This window comes from Kitasatospora sp. GAS1066B, assembly GCF_041262605.1.
GTDB lineage: Bacteria > Actinomycetota > Actinomycetes > Streptomycetales > Streptomycetaceae > Kitasatospora.
In genome coordinates this window covers 14040-29591 of sequence record NZ_JBGCCO010000008.1, presented here as the reverse complement: position 1 = coordinate 29591, position 15552 = coordinate 14040, and the positions used below count along the sequence as shown (strand labels likewise).

General features: G+C 73.6%; 16 protein-coding genes and 1 riboswitch. Of the genes, 10 read left to right on the top strand and 6 right to left on the bottom strand.

Annotation, left to right across the window (positions count from 1 at the left end; translation table 11 throughout):
* Window positions 1-32: 32 nt before the first annotated feature.
* Together ABH937_RS10785 and ABH937_RS10780 are read right to left on the bottom strand one after the other, a co-directional pair.
* On the bottom strand, window positions 33-632 hold the full coding sequence (locus ABH937_RS10785) for a hypothetical protein (RefSeq protein ID WP_370218037.1): 600 nt from the start codon (window positions 630-632) through the stop codon (window positions 33-35).
* Window positions 633-777: 145 nt separating this feature from the next.
* The gene (locus tag ABH937_RS10780; protein WP_280690676.1) at window positions 778-1203 is read right to left on the bottom strand and encodes a PPOX class F420-dependent oxidoreductase; all 426 of its coding nucleotides are present in this window, start codon (window positions 1201-1203) and stop codon (window positions 778-780) included.
* A 245-nt stretch (window positions 1204-1448) separates the two neighbouring features.
* Window positions 1449-1615: riboswitch (cyclic di-AMP (ydaO/yuaA leader) on the top strand.
* 2 nt (window positions 1616-1617) lie between these two features.
* On the opposite strand from ABH937_RS10780, the gene ABH937_RS10775 reads away from it, so the two are divergent.
* The 4 genes from ABH937_RS10775 (at window position 1618) to ABH937_RS10760 (ending at window position 5069) form a co-directional block, all read left to right on the top strand.
* A complete protein-coding gene (locus tag ABH937_RS10775; protein WP_370218035.1) occupies window positions 1618-2637 on the top strand; it encodes a transglycosylase family protein in 1020 nt (339 codons plus the stop codon).
* Window positions 2638-2704: 67 nt separating this feature from the next.
* Window positions 2705-3133 carry a YchJ family protein gene (locus tag ABH937_RS10770; RefSeq protein ID WP_370218034.1) on the top strand — a complete coding sequence of 143 codons (429 nt, stop codon included), beginning with the start codon at window positions 2705-2707 and terminating at the stop codon, window positions 3131-3133.
* 95 nt (window positions 3134-3228) lie between these two features.
* On the top strand, window positions 3229-4155 hold the full coding sequence (locus ABH937_RS10765; RefSeq protein ID WP_370218032.1) for a DMT family transporter: 927 nt from the start codon (window positions 3229-3231) through the stop codon (window positions 4153-4155).
* A 62-nt stretch (window positions 4156-4217) separates the two neighbouring features.
* On the top strand, window positions 4218-5069 hold the full coding sequence (locus tag ABH937_RS10760) for an isocitrate lyase/phosphoenolpyruvate mutase family protein (protein WP_280690673.1): 852 nt from the start codon (window positions 4218-4220) through the stop codon (window positions 5067-5069).
* Window positions 5070-5102: 33 nt separating this feature from the next.
* Here ABH937_RS10760 and ABH937_RS10755 read toward each other — a convergent pair whose 3' ends face one another.
* Complete coding sequence (locus ABH937_RS10755; RefSeq protein WP_280690672.1) at window positions 5103-5699, bottom strand: cupin domain-containing protein; 597 nt, start codon at window positions 5697-5699, stop codon at window positions 5103-5105.
* A 134-nt stretch (window positions 5700-5833) separates the two neighbouring features.
* Between ABH937_RS10755 and ABH937_RS10750 the strand changes: the two genes are divergently transcribed.
* Window positions 5834-7249: an FAD-dependent oxidoreductase gene (locus tag ABH937_RS10750; protein WP_280690671.1), complete on the top strand. Its 1416-nt coding sequence runs from the start codon at window positions 5834-5836 to the stop codon at window positions 7247-7249.
* A 139-nt stretch (window positions 7250-7388) separates the two neighbouring features.
* Window positions 7389-9530: an elongation factor G-like protein EF-G2 gene (locus tag ABH937_RS10745; RefSeq protein WP_280690670.1), complete on the top strand. Its 2142-nt coding sequence runs from the start codon at window positions 7389-7391 to the stop codon at window positions 9528-9530.
* Between the two features lie 7 nt (window positions 9531-9537).
* On the opposite strand, the gene ABH937_RS10740 is transcribed toward ABH937_RS10745, so the two are convergent.
* Both ABH937_RS10740 and ABH937_RS10735 read right to left on the bottom strand, forming a co-directional pair.
* Window positions 9538-11157 carry an AMP-binding protein gene (locus ABH937_RS10740; RefSeq protein ID WP_280690669.1) on the bottom strand — a complete coding sequence of 540 codons (1620 nt, stop codon included), beginning with the start codon at window positions 11155-11157 and terminating at the stop codon, window positions 9538-9540.
* Window positions 11158-11250: 93 nt separating this feature from the next.
* A complete protein-coding gene (locus tag ABH937_RS10735) occupies window positions 11251-12129 on the bottom strand; it encodes an Fpg/Nei family DNA glycosylase (RefSeq protein ID WP_280690668.1) in 879 nt (292 codons plus the stop codon).
* Between the two features lie 85 nt (window positions 12130-12214).
* Between ABH937_RS10735 and ABH937_RS10730 the strand changes: the two genes are divergently transcribed.
* The 4 genes from ABH937_RS10730 to ABH937_RS10715 all read left to right on the top strand — a co-directional run bounded on the left by ABH937_RS10730 (window position 12215) and on the right by ABH937_RS10715 (window position 14559).
* The gene (locus ABH937_RS10730) at window positions 12215-13126 is read left to right on the top strand and encodes a glutaminase (RefSeq protein ID WP_370146459.1); all 912 of its coding nucleotides are present in this window, start codon (window positions 12215-12217) and stop codon (window positions 13124-13126) included.
* 54 nt (window positions 13127-13180) lie between these two features.
* Entirely contained in the window at window positions 13181-13879 is a 699-nt protein-coding gene (locus ABH937_RS10725; protein WP_370218031.1) for a transcriptional regulator, read from the top strand.
* 76 nt (window positions 13880-13955) lie between these two features.
* Complete coding sequence (locus ABH937_RS10720) at window positions 13956-14108, top strand: hypothetical protein (protein WP_280690665.1); 153 nt, start codon at window positions 13956-13958, stop codon at window positions 14106-14108.
* 4 nt (window positions 14109-14112) lie between these two features.
* A complete protein-coding gene (locus ABH937_RS10715; RefSeq protein ID WP_280690664.1) occupies window positions 14113-14559 on the top strand; it encodes an SRPBCC family protein in 447 nt (148 codons plus the stop codon).
* A gap of 63 nt (window positions 14560-14622) precedes the next feature.
* Here ABH937_RS10715 and ABH937_RS10710 read toward each other — a convergent pair whose 3' ends face one another.
* A complete protein-coding gene (locus ABH937_RS10710; RefSeq protein ID WP_280690663.1) occupies window positions 14623-15474 on the bottom strand; it encodes an SAM-dependent methyltransferase in 852 nt (283 codons plus the stop codon).
* Window positions 15475-15552 lie beyond the last annotated feature (78 nt).

Below are 15552 nucleotides of genomic sequence, written 5' to 3'. Positions count from 1 at the left end.
GGTGGCTAGGCGGATCGACCGGGCCGGCGCGGTCAGCCGGTGCTGTACCAGTCCCAGGGCAGCGCCCCGTGCTCCGGCAGCTGCGGCTCACGCGAGTTGATGGTGATCAGCGGGCGGTCCTTCCAGACCGTCGCGTCGTTGGACCGGCGGCACATCTCGGTGCGCGCGTGGTCGGTGTTGGCCACCAGCACCAGGACCGTCTCCTTGCGCAGCCGCTCGAAGACGGCCTGATCCGGGTCGTCCAACGCGGCCCGCAGCCGGGCCCGGTCGGCCAGCCGCAGCCGCCCCCGGTCACCGTAGCCGAGCGGGCGGACCTCCGCGGTGGTCCTGGCCACGCCGCGAGCGAGCGTCAGCAGCGGCAGCAGGGTGGGGATCCGGCCCGGATCGGTGACGCCCTCGCCCTGGGCCGCGCGGTAGACCGCCAGGCCGAGCAGGGTCCGCACCGCCGCCAGATCGCCGCCGGCCACCCGGGGGTCGTATCTGGCCGCCCAGTTGGTCAGCCCCCGGGCCCAGTACATGGCCACGTCCAAGGCGGCCGCCTTGCCCATCAGCGCGGCGTCCACCTCCCACCACCAGTGCGGATCGCCCTCGGCCGCCTCGATGGCCGGCTCCAACTCGTGCACAGCCCTCACCTCGCTCCCGGTGCGCCCACCGCATCCCGGTCGGGCGCGCGTGCCCCCTATGGTGCGGTGGTGCGCGGCGCGATGTCCGCCGATCGGGCAAACCCGCTCGGCCGGGCGGGTGGGCAACTCCCTTGCGCCGCCCGGCCGTCCAGCCTCAGGGCGTCTGGCCGTACAGGTGCTCGACGTGCAGTTCGACCACCAGCCGGCGATCGCGGACCATCGCCGCGCGGTACTCGTCCCAGTCCGGGTGCTCGCCTGACAGCGTGCGGTAGAGGTCGACCAACTCCTCGACGGTGGCGTCGTCCTCGGCGGCGGCCACCGGCGTCAGCTCGGCGGTGCCCTCGGCCACCGCCCAGGTCCCGTAGTCCGGGCTGGTCGCGTACAGGCTCGCCCGCGGGTCGCGGGCCAGGTTCTTCGCCTTCACGCGATCGGCGGTGATCGAGACCCGGATCAGCTCCCGAGCCGGGTCGTACGCATAGCGGACATTGGAGAGCTGGGGCCGCCCGTCCCGTTTCAGGGTCACCAGCACGCCGGTCCGTTGGGCGGCGAACAGTTCGCGGATCTTGACTTCGTCGGCCATCGGCCTCTCCTCAGCAACTGAAGCAACTGATCGGCTGTTCCACCGCCAAACTAGCGGGCCGGGAGGCGAACCGGCCGCGACAGCGCGCGGTGTTCCCGGTACGGAGCATCGCCCAGCTGCCGTGATTCGCGTGTGACGTGTGCGATGCGGGGTTGTTATCAGGGTGATGATCCGTCTAGTCTCCCCAGCAACCCGTCACCGTGCGGGCACCCGGACGCGGTACGCCGAGTCCTGCCCAACGCGCTCCCGGGACCACGACACACCTCTGGGCAGGGGCGGGGGACCCAGGATTCATGCCGTCCCCGTACGGCTCGGGGTGAAGCCGTCCGCCGGATCCGTCCGCGCGAACGGCCGGGCCAGCCTCCGGTCCGAACCCGACAGCTCACCTCGCAGGCGTGCGGAGAGGGATCTTCCATGGGCATATCCGGGGTGTTCTCCGGTCCGGGCCGCCACCGTCGGCCGAGCCAGGCCGACCGCGCAGTGGCCGTCGCGACCGTGGCCGGCGCCGGTCTGGCCCTGCCACTGCTCACGGCCACCGGCGCGCACGCCGCCCCGGCCACCGCCTGGGACACGGTGGCCCAGTGCGAGACCGGCGGCAACTGGAGCGCCGACACGGGCAACGGGCACTACGGCGGGCTGCAGTTCACCCAGCAGGACTGGGTCGCCAACGGCGGCGACCGGTACGGCGCGGTGGCCTCGCACGCGACCGAGGCGCAGCAGATCAAGGTGGCCGAGCAGCTGCTCGCCGGCCAGGGTCCGGGCGTCTGGGGGAACTGCGCGACGGTGGCGGGGCTGACCGCGCCGACCGCCACCTCCGTGCCCACACCCGCGCCCACTGCGTCGACGTCCGCGCCCACCACCGCACCCCCGATCACCGACACGCCGACCGCGCCGGTGATCGGCGTGTCGATCGGGCCCAGCGCCTCGACGGGCACCTCGACCAGCCCCCTGCCCGGCTCCGCGCCCACGTCGACGGCTGCGCCGACCCAGGCCCCGGCCGCCCCCGGCACCACGGCCCCGGCGCCGGCCGCGCCCGGCACCACCAACGCCGCCGCGCCCACCGCCAGCCCGACCCCGCAGGCGCCGACCGGCTCGCCGACCCCGGCAACCCAGGCCCCCGCAGCGCCGACCCAGGCCCAGAGCAGCACTCCCCCGGCCGGCACCGCGACCACCCCCGCCACTGGCACGCCGAGCACCGCCCCGACCAGCGCGCCCGTAGCCGATCCGACCACCCCGGCAACCCCGGCCGCGCCCGGCACCCCCCAGTCCCCCGCCGCCGGCCAGGGCTACACCGTCCAGCACGGCGACAACCTCTGGACCATCGCCCAGAGCCACCACCTCGACACCTGGCAGCACCTCTACCAGGACAACCTCGGCACGGTCGGCACCAACCCCGACCTGATCTACCCCGGTCAGCAGCTCCAGCTGCCCTGACGGACCGTCAGCCCCGTGCCCGGCGCCCCTGGCGCCGGGCACCTCGGGCAGCCGTCAGAATGGACCCATGTCACGACGCCCCACCAGGCCCCGCCCGGCCCCCGCCCCCGCCGCGCCGGACCGCTGCCCGTGCGGACTGCCCGCGAGCTACGCCGACTGCTGCGGCCGGCTGCACAGCGGCCTGGCCCAGGCGACCACCGCCGAGCAGCTGATGCGCTCGCGGTTCAGCGCCTTCGTGGTCGAGGACGCCGCCTACCTGCTGCGCAGCTGGCACCCGCAGACCCGGCCGCCGGCCGTCGACTTCGATCCCCGACTGCGCTGGCAGCGGCTGGAGATCCTGGGCAGCACCGAGGGCGGCCCGTTCCACCAGGAGGGCACGGTGGAGTTCGTCGCCCGCTACCAGGAACAGGGCCTCTCCGGCAGCATGCGGGAGAAGAGCCGCTTCGTGCGCGACCAGGGCGTCTGGGTCTACCTGGACGGCGTGGTCGCCGACTGAACCGTCCTGCCGTCCTCGCCGGCACCCTGCCGGGGGCCCGCGGGCGGCCGCTAATTGCCTGGCCGCCCCGGCAACCCCGGGCTAGCTTGGCCCGCATGGACCAAGGCGCCCCCTCCGCAGTCACCGCCCCTGCCGCTGCCCCCACCACCGCCCCACCCGGTGCCAAGCTCAACCCCAAGGCGGTGGCCGCGGCCACCGTCACCGTGCTGCTCTGGGCCTCGGCCTTCGTGGCGATCCGTTCGGCCGCCGCGCACTACGGCCCTGGTGCGCTCGCGCTGGGCCGGCTGACCGTCGGCTCGATCGCGCTGCTGGCCGTCTGGGCCATCCGCCGCGAAGGCCTGCCACCCCGCGCCGCCTGGCCGGGCATCGCGCTCTCCGGGCTGCTCTGGTTCGGCCTCTACATGGTCGCGCTCAACTGGGGCGAGCAGAAGGTCGACGCCGGCACGGCCGCCATGGTGGTGAACATCGGCCCGATGCTGATCGCGCTGCTGGGCGGTTGGCTGCTGCGCGAGGGATTCCCGCGGCAGTTGATGGTCGGCATGGCCGTCTCGTTCGCGGGCGCGGTGGTGGTGGGTCTCGCGCAGTCGGGCGGCAGCGGTTCCTCGGTGCTGGGCGTGCTGCTCTGCCTGGCCGCCGCCCTGCTCTACGCGGCCGGTGTGGTGGCCCAGAAGCCCGCGCTGCGGCACGCGACTGCGCTGCAGGCCACCGCCTTCGGCTGCCTGATCGGCACGGTGGCCTGCCTGCCGTTCTCCGGACAGCTCGCCGGCCAGCTCGGCCACGCCCCGCTGTCGGCCACGCTCAACCTGGTCTACCTGGGCCTGTTCCCCACCGCGCTCGCCTTCAGCACCTGGGCCTACGCGCTCTCCCGCACCACCGCCGGCCGGATGGGCGCCACCACCTATGCCGTCCCGGCGCTGGTGGTGGTCATGTCCTGGGCGATCCTCGGCGAGGTGCCGGCTCTGCTGAGCCTGGCCGGCGGCTGCCTCTGCCTGGGCGGCGTCGCCCTCGCCCGTCGGCGCTGACCGTCGGCACAGCGCTCTTCTGACATACCGTCAGCTGACTACTCATCAGCAGAGGACTCCCCGTGCAGCTTCCCATCACCCCTGACGACCAGCGCCGCCGCGCGCACGCCTTCCGCGACCTGCACGCCGGCCCCGGCGCCTTCGTCGTCGCCAACGCCTGGGACCAGGGCACCGCGCGCCTGCTGAGCGCCCTGGGCTTCACCGCGGTGGCCACCACCAGCGCGGGGCTGGCCTTCGCGCTCGGCCGCACCGACGGCGCGAACCTGGTCACCCGCGAGGAGGCGCTGGCCAACGCCCGCGCCATCGTCACCGCCACCGACCTGCCGGTCTCCGCCGACCTGGAGAACGGCTTCGGCGCGAGCCCGGACGCGGTGGCCGAGACGATCCGGCTGGCCGCCGCGACCGGACTGGTCGGCGGTTCGATCGAGGACGCCACCGGCGACCCCGCCACTCCCATCCACCCGTTCGAGCAGGCCGTGGAGCGGATCCGGGCCGCCGTGGCGGCGGCCCGCGAACTCGACTTCCCGTTCACGGTCACCGCCCGCGCCGAGAACTTCCTGCACGGCCGGCCGGACCTGGACGACACCGTACGCCGCCTGCGGGCCTTCGAAGCCGCCGGCGCCGACGTCCTGTTCGCGCCCGGTCTGCCGGACGCCGAGGCCGTCCGCACCGTCTGCGCCGCCGTCGACAAGCCGGTCAACGTGCTCGCCGCCGGCCCGCTCGCCAAGTTGACGGTCCGTCAGCTCGCCGAGCTGGGTGCCCGCCGGATCAGTGTCGGCTCGGCCTTCGCCCGGGTCGCCCTGGCCGCCGCCCAACGCTCCGCCGCCGAGATCCTGAACACCGGCGGCTTCGCCTCGTTCGCCGACGCGATGCCGATGTCCGAGGCCAACTCCCTGATGAGCGACCAGCTTTGACGCCCCCCCGACGGACGACTCCCGGTCGACCAGTCAGGACCGCTCGACCGGGACTTCGGCGGGCGTCGGCGGGCTGATGATCCAGAGCACCTCGGTGGCGGTGGCCGCGGTGTTCACCAGACGGTGCGGCACCGAGGTGGCGTACTCGATGCTGTCCCCGGTCGTCAGGACGTGCTGCTCGCCGTCGAGTTCGAGGCTGACCTCGCCGCTGAGGACCAGCAGGATCTCCTGGGCGTCGCCGTGGGAGTACGCGGTGTCGCCGGTGCTGGCCCCGGGCTCGAAGTCGGCGCTGTAGACCTCCAGATGACGCAGCGGCGGCTGCGCGATCATGAACTTGCGCGAGCCGGCCTGGACGCCCACCTCGGGTCGGTCCGCGCGCCGCAGGACCTGGTGCCGCGCCGGCTCGCCGCTCTCGAACAGGTCGGCGACCGAGATGTTGAGTGCCACGGCGATGCGACGCAGCGAGCCGACGCTCGCCTCGGTGCGCCCGTTCTCCAACTGGCTCAGGAAGCTGGGACTGACCCCGGCCGCCTCGCCCAGCGCACGCAGAGTCAACCGGCGCATCTGCCGGTAGTCCCGTACCCGGACACCGACGTGCGATTCGCCGTTCCCCCCGGACGATCGCGTCATGACCACCATCCCTCGATCTCTGCGGCCCTTGCCACCACTTAACGCCGATGCTAGCTTCACTGAACTTCTTGTTCAATGCAGCTGAACCTCGACTCCCACCAGCATCGACCGGAACAGATCGGAAGCAGGTTCCCGTGGGCACAGTCACCACCACCAACGGCGGCGTCTCCTTCTGGTACGCCTCGCTGGGCGCGCCAGAGCCCCGCCGGCCACTCGACGGTTCCACCGAGGTGGACGTGTGCGTGGTGGGCGGCGGCTACACCGGCCTGTGGACGGCCTACTACCTGAAGAAGGCCGATCCGAGCCTGCGGGTGGCGGTGCTGGAGCAGCGGTTCTGCGGTTACGGCGCCTCCGGCCGCAACGGCGGCTGGCTCTACGGCGGGTTCGCCGGCCGCGCGGCCTTCGCCCGCAGCCACGGCAAGGACGCCGCGATCCGCATGCAACAGGCCATGAACGCCTCGGTGGACGAGGTGATCAGGGCCGCCGACGCCGAGGGCATCGAGGCCGACATCGTCAAGGGCGGGGTGCTGGAGGTGGCCCGCAGCCGGCCACAACTGGCCCGTCTGCAGGCGTTCGTCGCCGAGGAGCACGCCTTCGGCCAGCAGGACCAGTTGCTGCTCTCGGCCACCGAGGCCGCCGAACGGCTCGCCGTGGCCGGCACGCTGGGCGCGAGCTGGAGTCCGCATGGCGCCCGGATCCAGCCGGCCCGCCTGGTCAGAGGCCTGGCCGCCACGGTACTGGGCCTCGGCGTCGAGGTGTACGAGGGCACCACGGTCACCGAGATCCGGCCCGCCGGCGCCGAGCGGCAGGCCCAGGCCGTCACCGCGCGCGGGACGGTCTCCGCCCGGTTCGTGCTCCGGGCCACCGAGGGATTCACCGCGGCCCTGCGCGGCCAGCGGCGGACCTGGCTGCCGATGAACTCCTCCATGATCGTCACCGATCCGCTGCCGGCGTCGTTCTGGGAGCAGGTCGGCTGGCAGCGCCGGGAGACCCTGGGCGACCTGGCGCACGCCTACATGTACGCCCAACGCACCGCCGACGACCGGATCGCACTCGGCGGACGCGGCGTGCCCTACCGCTTCGGCTCGCGCATCGACCACGACGGGGCCACCGCCCAGCGGACCGTCGACGAGCTACGGGCGATCCTGACCGCCTTCTTCCCGGCCGCCGCCGACACGCGCGTCGCCCACGCCTGGTCCGGGGTCCTCGGCGTCCCACGCGACTGGTGCTGCACCGTCGAGCTGGACCCGCGCACCGGCCTGGGCTGGGCCGGCGGCTACGTGGGCAGCGGGGTCACCACCGCGAACCTCGCCGCCCGGACCCTGCGCGACCTGGTCCTGCGGGAGACCTCGGCGGCCGGCGAGAGCGAGTTGACCACGCTGCCCTGGGTCGGCCACACGGTCCGCCGCTGGGAGCCGGAGCCGCTGCGCTGGCTCGGCGTGCACAGCATGTACACCGCCTTCCACGCCGCGGATCGCCAGGAACGCGACGGCCGGCCCACCACCTCGCCGATCGCACGAGTCGCCGACCGGATCGCCGGCCGGCACTGAACCCGCACGGCAAGCCCCGAGAACGCCGCGGCGGCCGCCGCCTCCCGTTAGGCCCTTGGGCCGTGCCCCGGTGGACCCCGGCCTGACCCGGTGGAAAGCTCGAAGGACCAGCTTTCCCGTGCGTCCGAGGAGCACCGGCATGTCCGAGCGAGCATCATCCCGGGCCGGCGCGGCCGGACAGGTCACCGCCGTCGATCGGCCCGAGCAGGTGCGCAACGTGGTCCTGGTCGGCGTCAGCGGGGCCGGCAAGACCACGCTCACCGAGTCGCTGGCGCTGGCCGCCGGGGAGCTGCCCCGGGCCGGGCGGGTGAGCGAGGGCACCACCGTCTCCGACCACGAGGAGATCGAGCACCAGCAGCAGCGCTCGGTCCGGCTCGCCCTGGTGCCGGTCGGCTGGCGGGACGTCAAGATCAACCTGCTCGACCCGCCGGGCCACGCCGACTTCGCCGGCGAGCTGCGGGCCGCGCTGCGGGCCGCCGACGCGGCGGTCTTCGTGATCTCGGCGACCGACCCGATCGGCGGTCCGGTGCGGGCGCTCTGGCAGGAGTGCGCGGTGCTCGGCCTGCCCCGGGCCATCGCGGTCACCCATATGGATGCGGCGCGGGCGGACTTCGACGAGGTACTGAAGAGCTGTCAGGAGGCCTTCGGCGCCGGGCACCCGGACTCGGTGCAGCCACTGGACCTGCCGGTGCGCAGCGAAGGGCAGGTGCGCGGCACGGTGGAGCTGCTCTCCGGCGAGTTCCACGGTCAGGGCCGGACTCACGGCCAGGCGCAGACCCAGGGCCGGGCGGAGTCGGCGCCGGCGACCGGTCCGGCCCGGGAGCGGCTGGTGGAGGCGATCGCGGGTGAGGACGACGAGCTGCTCGAGCGCTACCTCGGCGGCGAGACGCTGGACGAGGACGCGCTCACCCGGGGGCTGCGCGGCGCGGTGCTGCACGACGCGATCCACCCGGTGCTGCCGATCACCGAGGACGGCACCGGCGCGGTCGACCTGCTCGACCTGATCGTCTCCGCCTACCCCGCCCCGAGCGACCGGCCGCTGCCCGAGTTCACCGACGGGAGCGAGCTGCCGGGCGACCCGCGCGGCCCGCTGGTCGCCCAGGTGATCCAGAACACCGGCGACCCGTATGTCGGCCGGCTGAGCCTGGTGCGGGTCTTCTCCGGCACCCTGCACCCGGACAGCCCGCTGCACGTGGCGGGCCCGGACGCCGCCGAGCAGCGCGCCGGGGCCGCCCACCAGGCCGCCGACGAGCGGATCGCGGGCCTGACCAGCCCGTTCGGCAAGCAGCAGCGCCCGGTCCCGCACGCGGTGGCGGGCGACCTGGTCTGCGTCGGCAAGCTGACCGGCGCCAGGGTCGGCGACACCCTCTCGGACCCGGCCGCCCCGGCCACGCTCACCCGGTGGGAGCTGCCGGAACCGCTGCTGCCGATCGCGATCGCGGCCCACAGCCGCAGTGACGAGGACAAGCTGGCCCAGGGCCTGTCCCGGCTGGCCGCGCAGGATCCGACCGTCCGGGTCGAGCAGAACCCCGACACCCGCCAGCTGGTCCTCTGGTGCACCGGCGAGGCACATGCCGGGGTGCTGCTGCACCTGCTGAGCGCGCAGTTCGGCGTGCAGGTCGAGCAGGTCGAGTACCAGGTGGCGCTGCGCGAGACCTTCGGCGGGTCCGCCACCGGGCACGGCCGGCTGGTCAAGCAGTCCGGCGGGCACGGCCAGTACGCGATCTGCGAGCTGCTGGTCGAGCCGCTGCCCAGCGGCAGCGGCTTCGAGTTCGTCGACAAGGTGGTCGGCGGCGCGGTGCCCCGCAACTTCATCCCCTCGGTGGAGAAGGGTGTCCGGGCCCAGCTGGCGAACGGCGTGGGCGAGGGCTACCCGCTGGTGGACGTCCGGGTCACGCTGGTGGACGGCAAGGCGCACTCGGTGGACTCCTCGGACGCCGCCTTCCAGTCGGCGGGCGCGCTGGCGCTGCGCGACGCGGCGACCCGGACCACCGTGCGCCTGCTGGAGCCGGTGGCCGTGGTCGGCGTGCTGGTACCGGACGAGTACCAGGGCGCGGTGCTCAGCGACCTGTCGGTGCGCCGGGCACGCGTGCTGGGCACCGAGCCGGCCGGGCCCGGGCAGAGCCTGCTGCGGGCCGAGGTGCCCGAACTGGAGCTGACCCGCTACGCGGTCGACCTGCGCTCGCTCTCGCACGGCACCGGCTCGTTCACCCGCAGCCCGCTGCGCTACGACCCGATGCCCGCCGCGCTCGCGGACCGGGTCGCCAAGGCGCGGGACTGACGGACCGTCAGCCCTGTTGGGCGAGCAGCCGCACCGCCTCCTCGCGCATCTCCACCTTGCGCACCTTGCCGGTCACGGTCATCGGGAAGGCGTCCGCCAGGTGCACGTACCGCGGGATCTTGTAGTGCGCCAGGCGCCCCGTGCAGTACGCCCGCAGCATCTCGGCGGTCAGCCCGGGGGCACCGGTCCGCAGCCGGATCCAGGCCATCAGCTCCTCGCCGTACTTCTCGTCCGGCACCCCGACCACCTGGACGTCCAGGATGTCGGGGTGGGTGAGCAGGAACTCCTCGATCTCCCGGGGGTAGATGTTCTCGCCGCCCCGGATCACCAGGTCCTTGATCCGCCCGGTGATCGCCAGGTACCCGTCCCGGTCCATCACCGCGAGGTCGCCGGTGTGCATCCAGCCCTCGGCGTCCAGCACCTCGGCGGTGCGCTCGGGCTGCTCCCAGTAGCCGATCATCACCGAGTAGCCCCGGGTGCACAGTTCGCCGGGCGTGCCGCGCTCCAGGGTCGCGCCGGTGGCCGGGTCGATCACCTTGACCTCCAACTGCGGCCCGACCCGGCCGACGGTGGCGATCCGCTGCTCGAAGCCGTCCTCGCGGCGGGTCTGGGTGGAGACCGGGGAGGTCTCGGTCATGCCGTAGCAGATCGACACGTCGCGCATGTGCATCCGCTCGATGACCTGCCGCATCACTTCGGCCGGGCAGGGCGAGCCGGCCATGATGCCGGTGCGCAGCGAGCTCAGGTCGTGGTCGGCGAAGCCGGGGTCGTCGAGTTCGGCGATGAACATGGTCGGCACGCCGTAGAGCGAGGTGCAGCGCTCGGCGGCGACGGCGGCCAGGGTGGCGGCGGGGTCGAAGGTCGGGGCCGGGATGACCACGCAGGCGCCGTGCGAGACGGCCGCCAGGTTGCCCATCACCATGCCGAAGCAGTGGTAGAACGGCACCGGGACGCAGATCCGGTCCTGCTCGGTGTACTCGCACAACTCGCCGACGAAGTACCCGTTGTTGAGGATGTTGCGGTGCGACAGGGTGGCGCCCTTGGGGAAGCCGGTGGTGCCCGAGGTGTACTGGATGTTGATCGGATCGTCGGCCCCGAGCTCGGCCGCGACGGCCGCCAGCGCCGCCGGGTCGCCCGCCCGCCCGGCGCCGAGCAGCCCGTCCCAGGAGTCCTCGCCGATCAGCACCACCTCGCGCAGCTCCGGGCAGTTCGGCCGGGCCGCCGCCAGCATCGCCGCGTACTCGGAGGTCTTGTAGGCGGGCATCGCCACCACCACGCCGATCCCGGACTGGCGCAGCACGTACTCGAGTTCGTGGGTGCGGTAGGCCGGGTTGATGTTCACCAGGATCGCGCCGATCCGGGCGGTCGCGTACTGCACCAGCACCCACTCGGCGCAGTTCGGCGACCAGATGCCGACCCGGTCGCCGGTCCGCACGCCGAGCGCGAGCAGCCCGTGCGCCACCGCGTCCACCTCGGCGGCGAGTTGACGGTAGGTCCAGCGCCGGCCGCTGGGGACGTCGACCAGCGCCTCGCGCTCGCCGAAGGCGGCCACCGTGCGGGCCAGGGCGGCACCGATCGTCTCGGTCAGCAGGGGGCGGTCGGTGGCACCGTGGGCGTGGCTGAGCATCGGCAGCTCCAGGACGGGCGACGGGACGGGTGAGGGTGGGAACCGGGAAGCGAGGCTGCCATACCCCGCAGCGTCACCGCCATACCCTCGCCGTCACTTGAGCAGCCGGGAGAGCCGCCGGTCGGCCAGCGGCTTGCCGCCGGTCTGGCAGGTCGGGCAGTACTGCAGCGCCGAGTCGGCGAACGAGACCTCGCGGATGGTGTCCCCGCAGACCGGGCAGGGCTGACCGGCCCGGCCGTGCACCCGTAGGCCGATCTTCTTCTCCGCCTTCAGCTCCCCGGCGGCCAGCCCGCGCGAGCGCTCGACGGCATCGCGCAGGGTGTCGCCGATCGCCCGGTGGAGGATCTCGGTCTCCGGCTCGGTGAGCTTGGCCGCCAGCTTGAAGGGCGACATCTTCGCGACGTGCAGGATCTCGTCCGAATAGGCGTTGCCGATGCCCGCCAGCACGCTCTGGTCCCGCAGCACGCCCTTGAGCTGGCGGCGCTCACCGGCCAGCAGCGCGCGCAGCGCGGCGAGCGTGAACGCGGGGTCCAGCGGGTCGGGGCCCAGGCGGGCGATGCCGGGGACTTCGGCCGGATCGGCGACCACCGAGACCGCCAGGCCCTTCTTGGTGCCGGCCTCGGTCAGGTCGAAGCCCGTGGTGGGAGGGTCCACCAGGCGCACGCGCAGGGCCAGCGGTCCCTTGCCGGGGTGCGGCGGCTCGGCGGACATCTTCCGCTGCCAGCGCAGCCAGCCGGCCCGGGCCAGGTGGATCACCAGGTGGAGTTCGTCGGCGCCGCCGCCGGCGGTGATCACCAGGAACTTGCCGCGCCGCCCGACCGCCGTCACGGTGCGGCCCTCCAGCGCGGTGACCGGTGGGTCGTAGGTCTTGAGCACGTTGACGGCGACCGGGTACACCCGGTCGATCTCGCGGCCGACCAGCTGTTCCGCCAGGAAGGCGCTGAGCGCTTCGACTTCGGGCAATTCCGGCATACCATCCAGTCTGCCGCCGCAGCGGTGGGGGCCGCTGGTCGACGCCGCCGCGTCGTGAAAAAGTGCTCATATGCTTTATGACCGGATCGACTACCAGCTCGAACTCCAGCGCGCCGTGGACGCCGCCCGGCCCGTGCTGACCACCGGGCGGGTGGCCGACTACATCCCCGCGCTCGGCGCGGTCGATCCGGCCACCTTCGGGCTGGCCCTGGCCACCGTCGACGGCGAGCTGTACGGCGCGGGCGACTGGGAGGCGCCGTTCTCCATCCAGTCCATCTCCAAGCTCTTCACCCTCGCCCTCACGCTGGCCACCGGCGGCGAGGGGATCTGGCACCGGGTGGGCCGCGAGCCGTCCGGCACGCCGTTCAACTCGCTGATCCAGCTGGAGTCCGAGCAGGGCATCCCGCGCAACCCGTTCATCAACGCGGGCGCCGTGGTGGTCACCGACCACCTGCTCACCCTCACCGGGGACGCCGGCGGCGCGGTGCGCGAGTTCCTGCGCGCCGAGTCGGGCAACCCGCTGCTGGACACCGACCCGGCGGTGGCCGCCTCCGAGGCCACCCACGGCCACCGCAACGCCGCGCTCGCCCACTTCATCGCCAGCTACGGCAACCTGGAGAACCCGGTCGACGCGGTCCTCACGCACTACTACGCGCACTGCGCGATCAGCGCCAGCTGCCGCGACCTCGCGCAGGCCGGCCTCTTCCTGGCCCGGCACGGCCTGCGCGCCGACGGCAGCCGGCTGCTCTCGCGCAGCGACGCCAAGCGGATCAACGCGGTGCTGCTGACCTGCGGCACCTACGACGCGGCGGGCGACTTCGCCTACCGGGTCGGGCTGCCGGGCAAGAGCGGGGTCGGCGGCGGGATCCTCGCCATCGTCCCTGGGCGCGGCGCGCTCTGCGCCTGGGGACCGGCGCTGGACCGGGCCGGCAACTCGGTCGGCGCGGTCACCGCGCTCGACGCTTTCACCACGGCCACCGGCTGGTCCGTCTTCTGACGACACGTCAGCGGTGTCGACCGCCGGCCGTGCTCGCGCCGATACCCTGCTGCCATGACGCCGACGCCCCGCGAGGCCCTGCTGACGATCCGCCGGGAGCTCGCCCCGGCCGAACACGACAACCGCCTGGCGCCCCGGATCGAGCAGGGCCTGGCTCCGCTCTCGACGCTCGCCGAACTGGCCGGGCAGCAGTACCGGATCCTGCGCAGCGACCGGCGCAGCTTCCTGGTGCTGGCCGCCCGCTGCGCCGACACGCCCGCCGGCGGCTACTTCGCCACGCTGGCCGACGGCGAGTCGCTGGCCCTCACCGCACTGACCGCCTTCGCGGCCGCCTGCGGCCTGGACCAGGCGGCGCTGCCCGCCCGCGAACCGCTGGCCGGCTGCCAGGCCTACCCCGGGCAGGTCGCCTGGCTGGCCCTGAACGGCGAGCCGACCGCCATCGTGCTCGCGCTGGCCGCCAACTTCGCGGCCTGGGGCCACTACTGCGCGATCACCGCGCGGGCGCTGCGCCGGCACTACGGCTTCTCCGACGCCGCCTGCGCCTTCTTCGACTTCTTCGCCACGCCGGCCCCCGAACTGGACGACGAGGCACTGGCGGTGGTCACGGCCGGCGGCTTCGACGAGACCCGGCTCGCCGAGGGCCGCCGCTACGGACGGTTGCTGCAGGACTACGAGTTGATGTTCTGGAACACCCTCGCCGACCTCTCCCCCGCAGCCGTTGCCGACCCGGACCCGGGCCTGGGCCTGGCCTGAGGCCGGTTGCCCACGGTAGCCGACGGGCGCACGCTGGACTAAGACCGACCGCCCCTGAATTCCAGGGAGGCAACTGATGTCCACCGTCAGCCCGCACCGTGCGGACACCGAGCCGGACGACACCGAGGCCGAGGACTTGAACGCGCTGGAGGGTGTCACCTCCGATCAGGTCCAGCACGCCCAGGACGAGTCCCGCGCGGAGGGCGAACCCTACGAGGACGCGGAGTGAGCGGATGAGCACGCTGGAAGAGCAGATCGACGTCGACGTCCCGGTCCAGGTGTGCTGGGAGCAGCTGCACCGGATCCACCAGTACCCCGAGTTCGTGGCCGGCCTGCGGCATGCGCACCCGCACGGCAGCCACCGTGCCCACTGCGACATCGAGGTGGCCGGCGCGGAACGCGTCTTCGAGACCGCGATCACCGACCACGGCGAGAACCAGGTGATGAACTGGCAGACCCTGGACGCCGCCCACCTTCGCGGCACCTTCGCGCTGCGGTCGCTGGAGAACGGTACGACCCGGATGCAGGTACGGGTCGAGTACGACCCGGAAGCCGTCCACGAGGTCTACGGCGGCCCGCACGGCTTCGCCCAGTCACACGCCATCGAGGAGACCATCCGCGGCGACCTGGCCCAGTTCAAGCGTCTGGTCGAGGAGGACCGCCCGCTGCCCGGCAGCTGATCCGAAGTGGTCGGCGGTGCGTCGCAGGTCGCACCGCCGACTTGCGACGCACCGACAGAGGCCCTAGCCGGCGGTGCGCTCGGCGGTGACGAAGCTGCGGTTCGAGCTCAGGTAGTCGGCGGGGCGGCCGTAGCCGACGGCCAGCTCGGCGCGGTCGTGGCGCTCGGCCTGCCATCCGTGCCGGTTCAGCCAGCTGATCGGGTCCTCGTCCAGGCCGCCGCGCCACAGGGCGTAGACGGCGCTCAGCTCCGGGGCCGGCGCCATCTCCTCGGCCGGGCCGCCCGGCTGTGCGGGCTCGTTGCTGCCGCGCCCGTGGGTGAGCGCCAACCGGCTGCCCGGGGCGCTGAGTTCGCCGATGGTGCCGAGGATCGCGGCGACCTCGTCCGAGCCGAGGTAGACCAGCAGCCCCTCCAGCAGCCAGACGGTGCGCACCGCCGGGTCGAACCCCGCCCCGGCGAGCACCGTGGCCCAGTCCTCGCGCAGGTCGGCGGCGAGCACGGTGCGCTCCACCGGAGCGACGGCGCCCTGCTCGGCCAGCACGCGCTCCTTGAAGGCCAGCACCGGCGGCATGTCGAGCTCGAAGACCCGCGTGCCGGCCGGCCAGGCGAGCCGGAAGGCCCGGGTGTCCAGCCCGACGGCGGGCACCACCACCTGCGCGCAGCCTTCGCGGGCGGCACCCAGCAGGTAGTCGTCGAAGAAGCGGGTCCGGACGACCAGGTGGCGCGCCATGGCGATCAGCGCGGGCGAGCGGTTCGGCCGGGGCGCCAGGGGCGGCTGCTCGCCGGCGGCGACGACGAAGGCGGCCGCGTACGGGTCGTCGAACAGGCGGTCCGGCCGGGCGCTCTCGAACGCGCGGGCCCGGGCCACGCCGATCGCGGTGCGGCCGACCCCCTCGGGAATCTGATGGGCGGTCATGGCGGGCATGCTACGCGGCCCTTCTGACAGCGGAACGCCGTCGGGCGCACCCTGGGGGTAGGGGTGCGCCCGACGGCG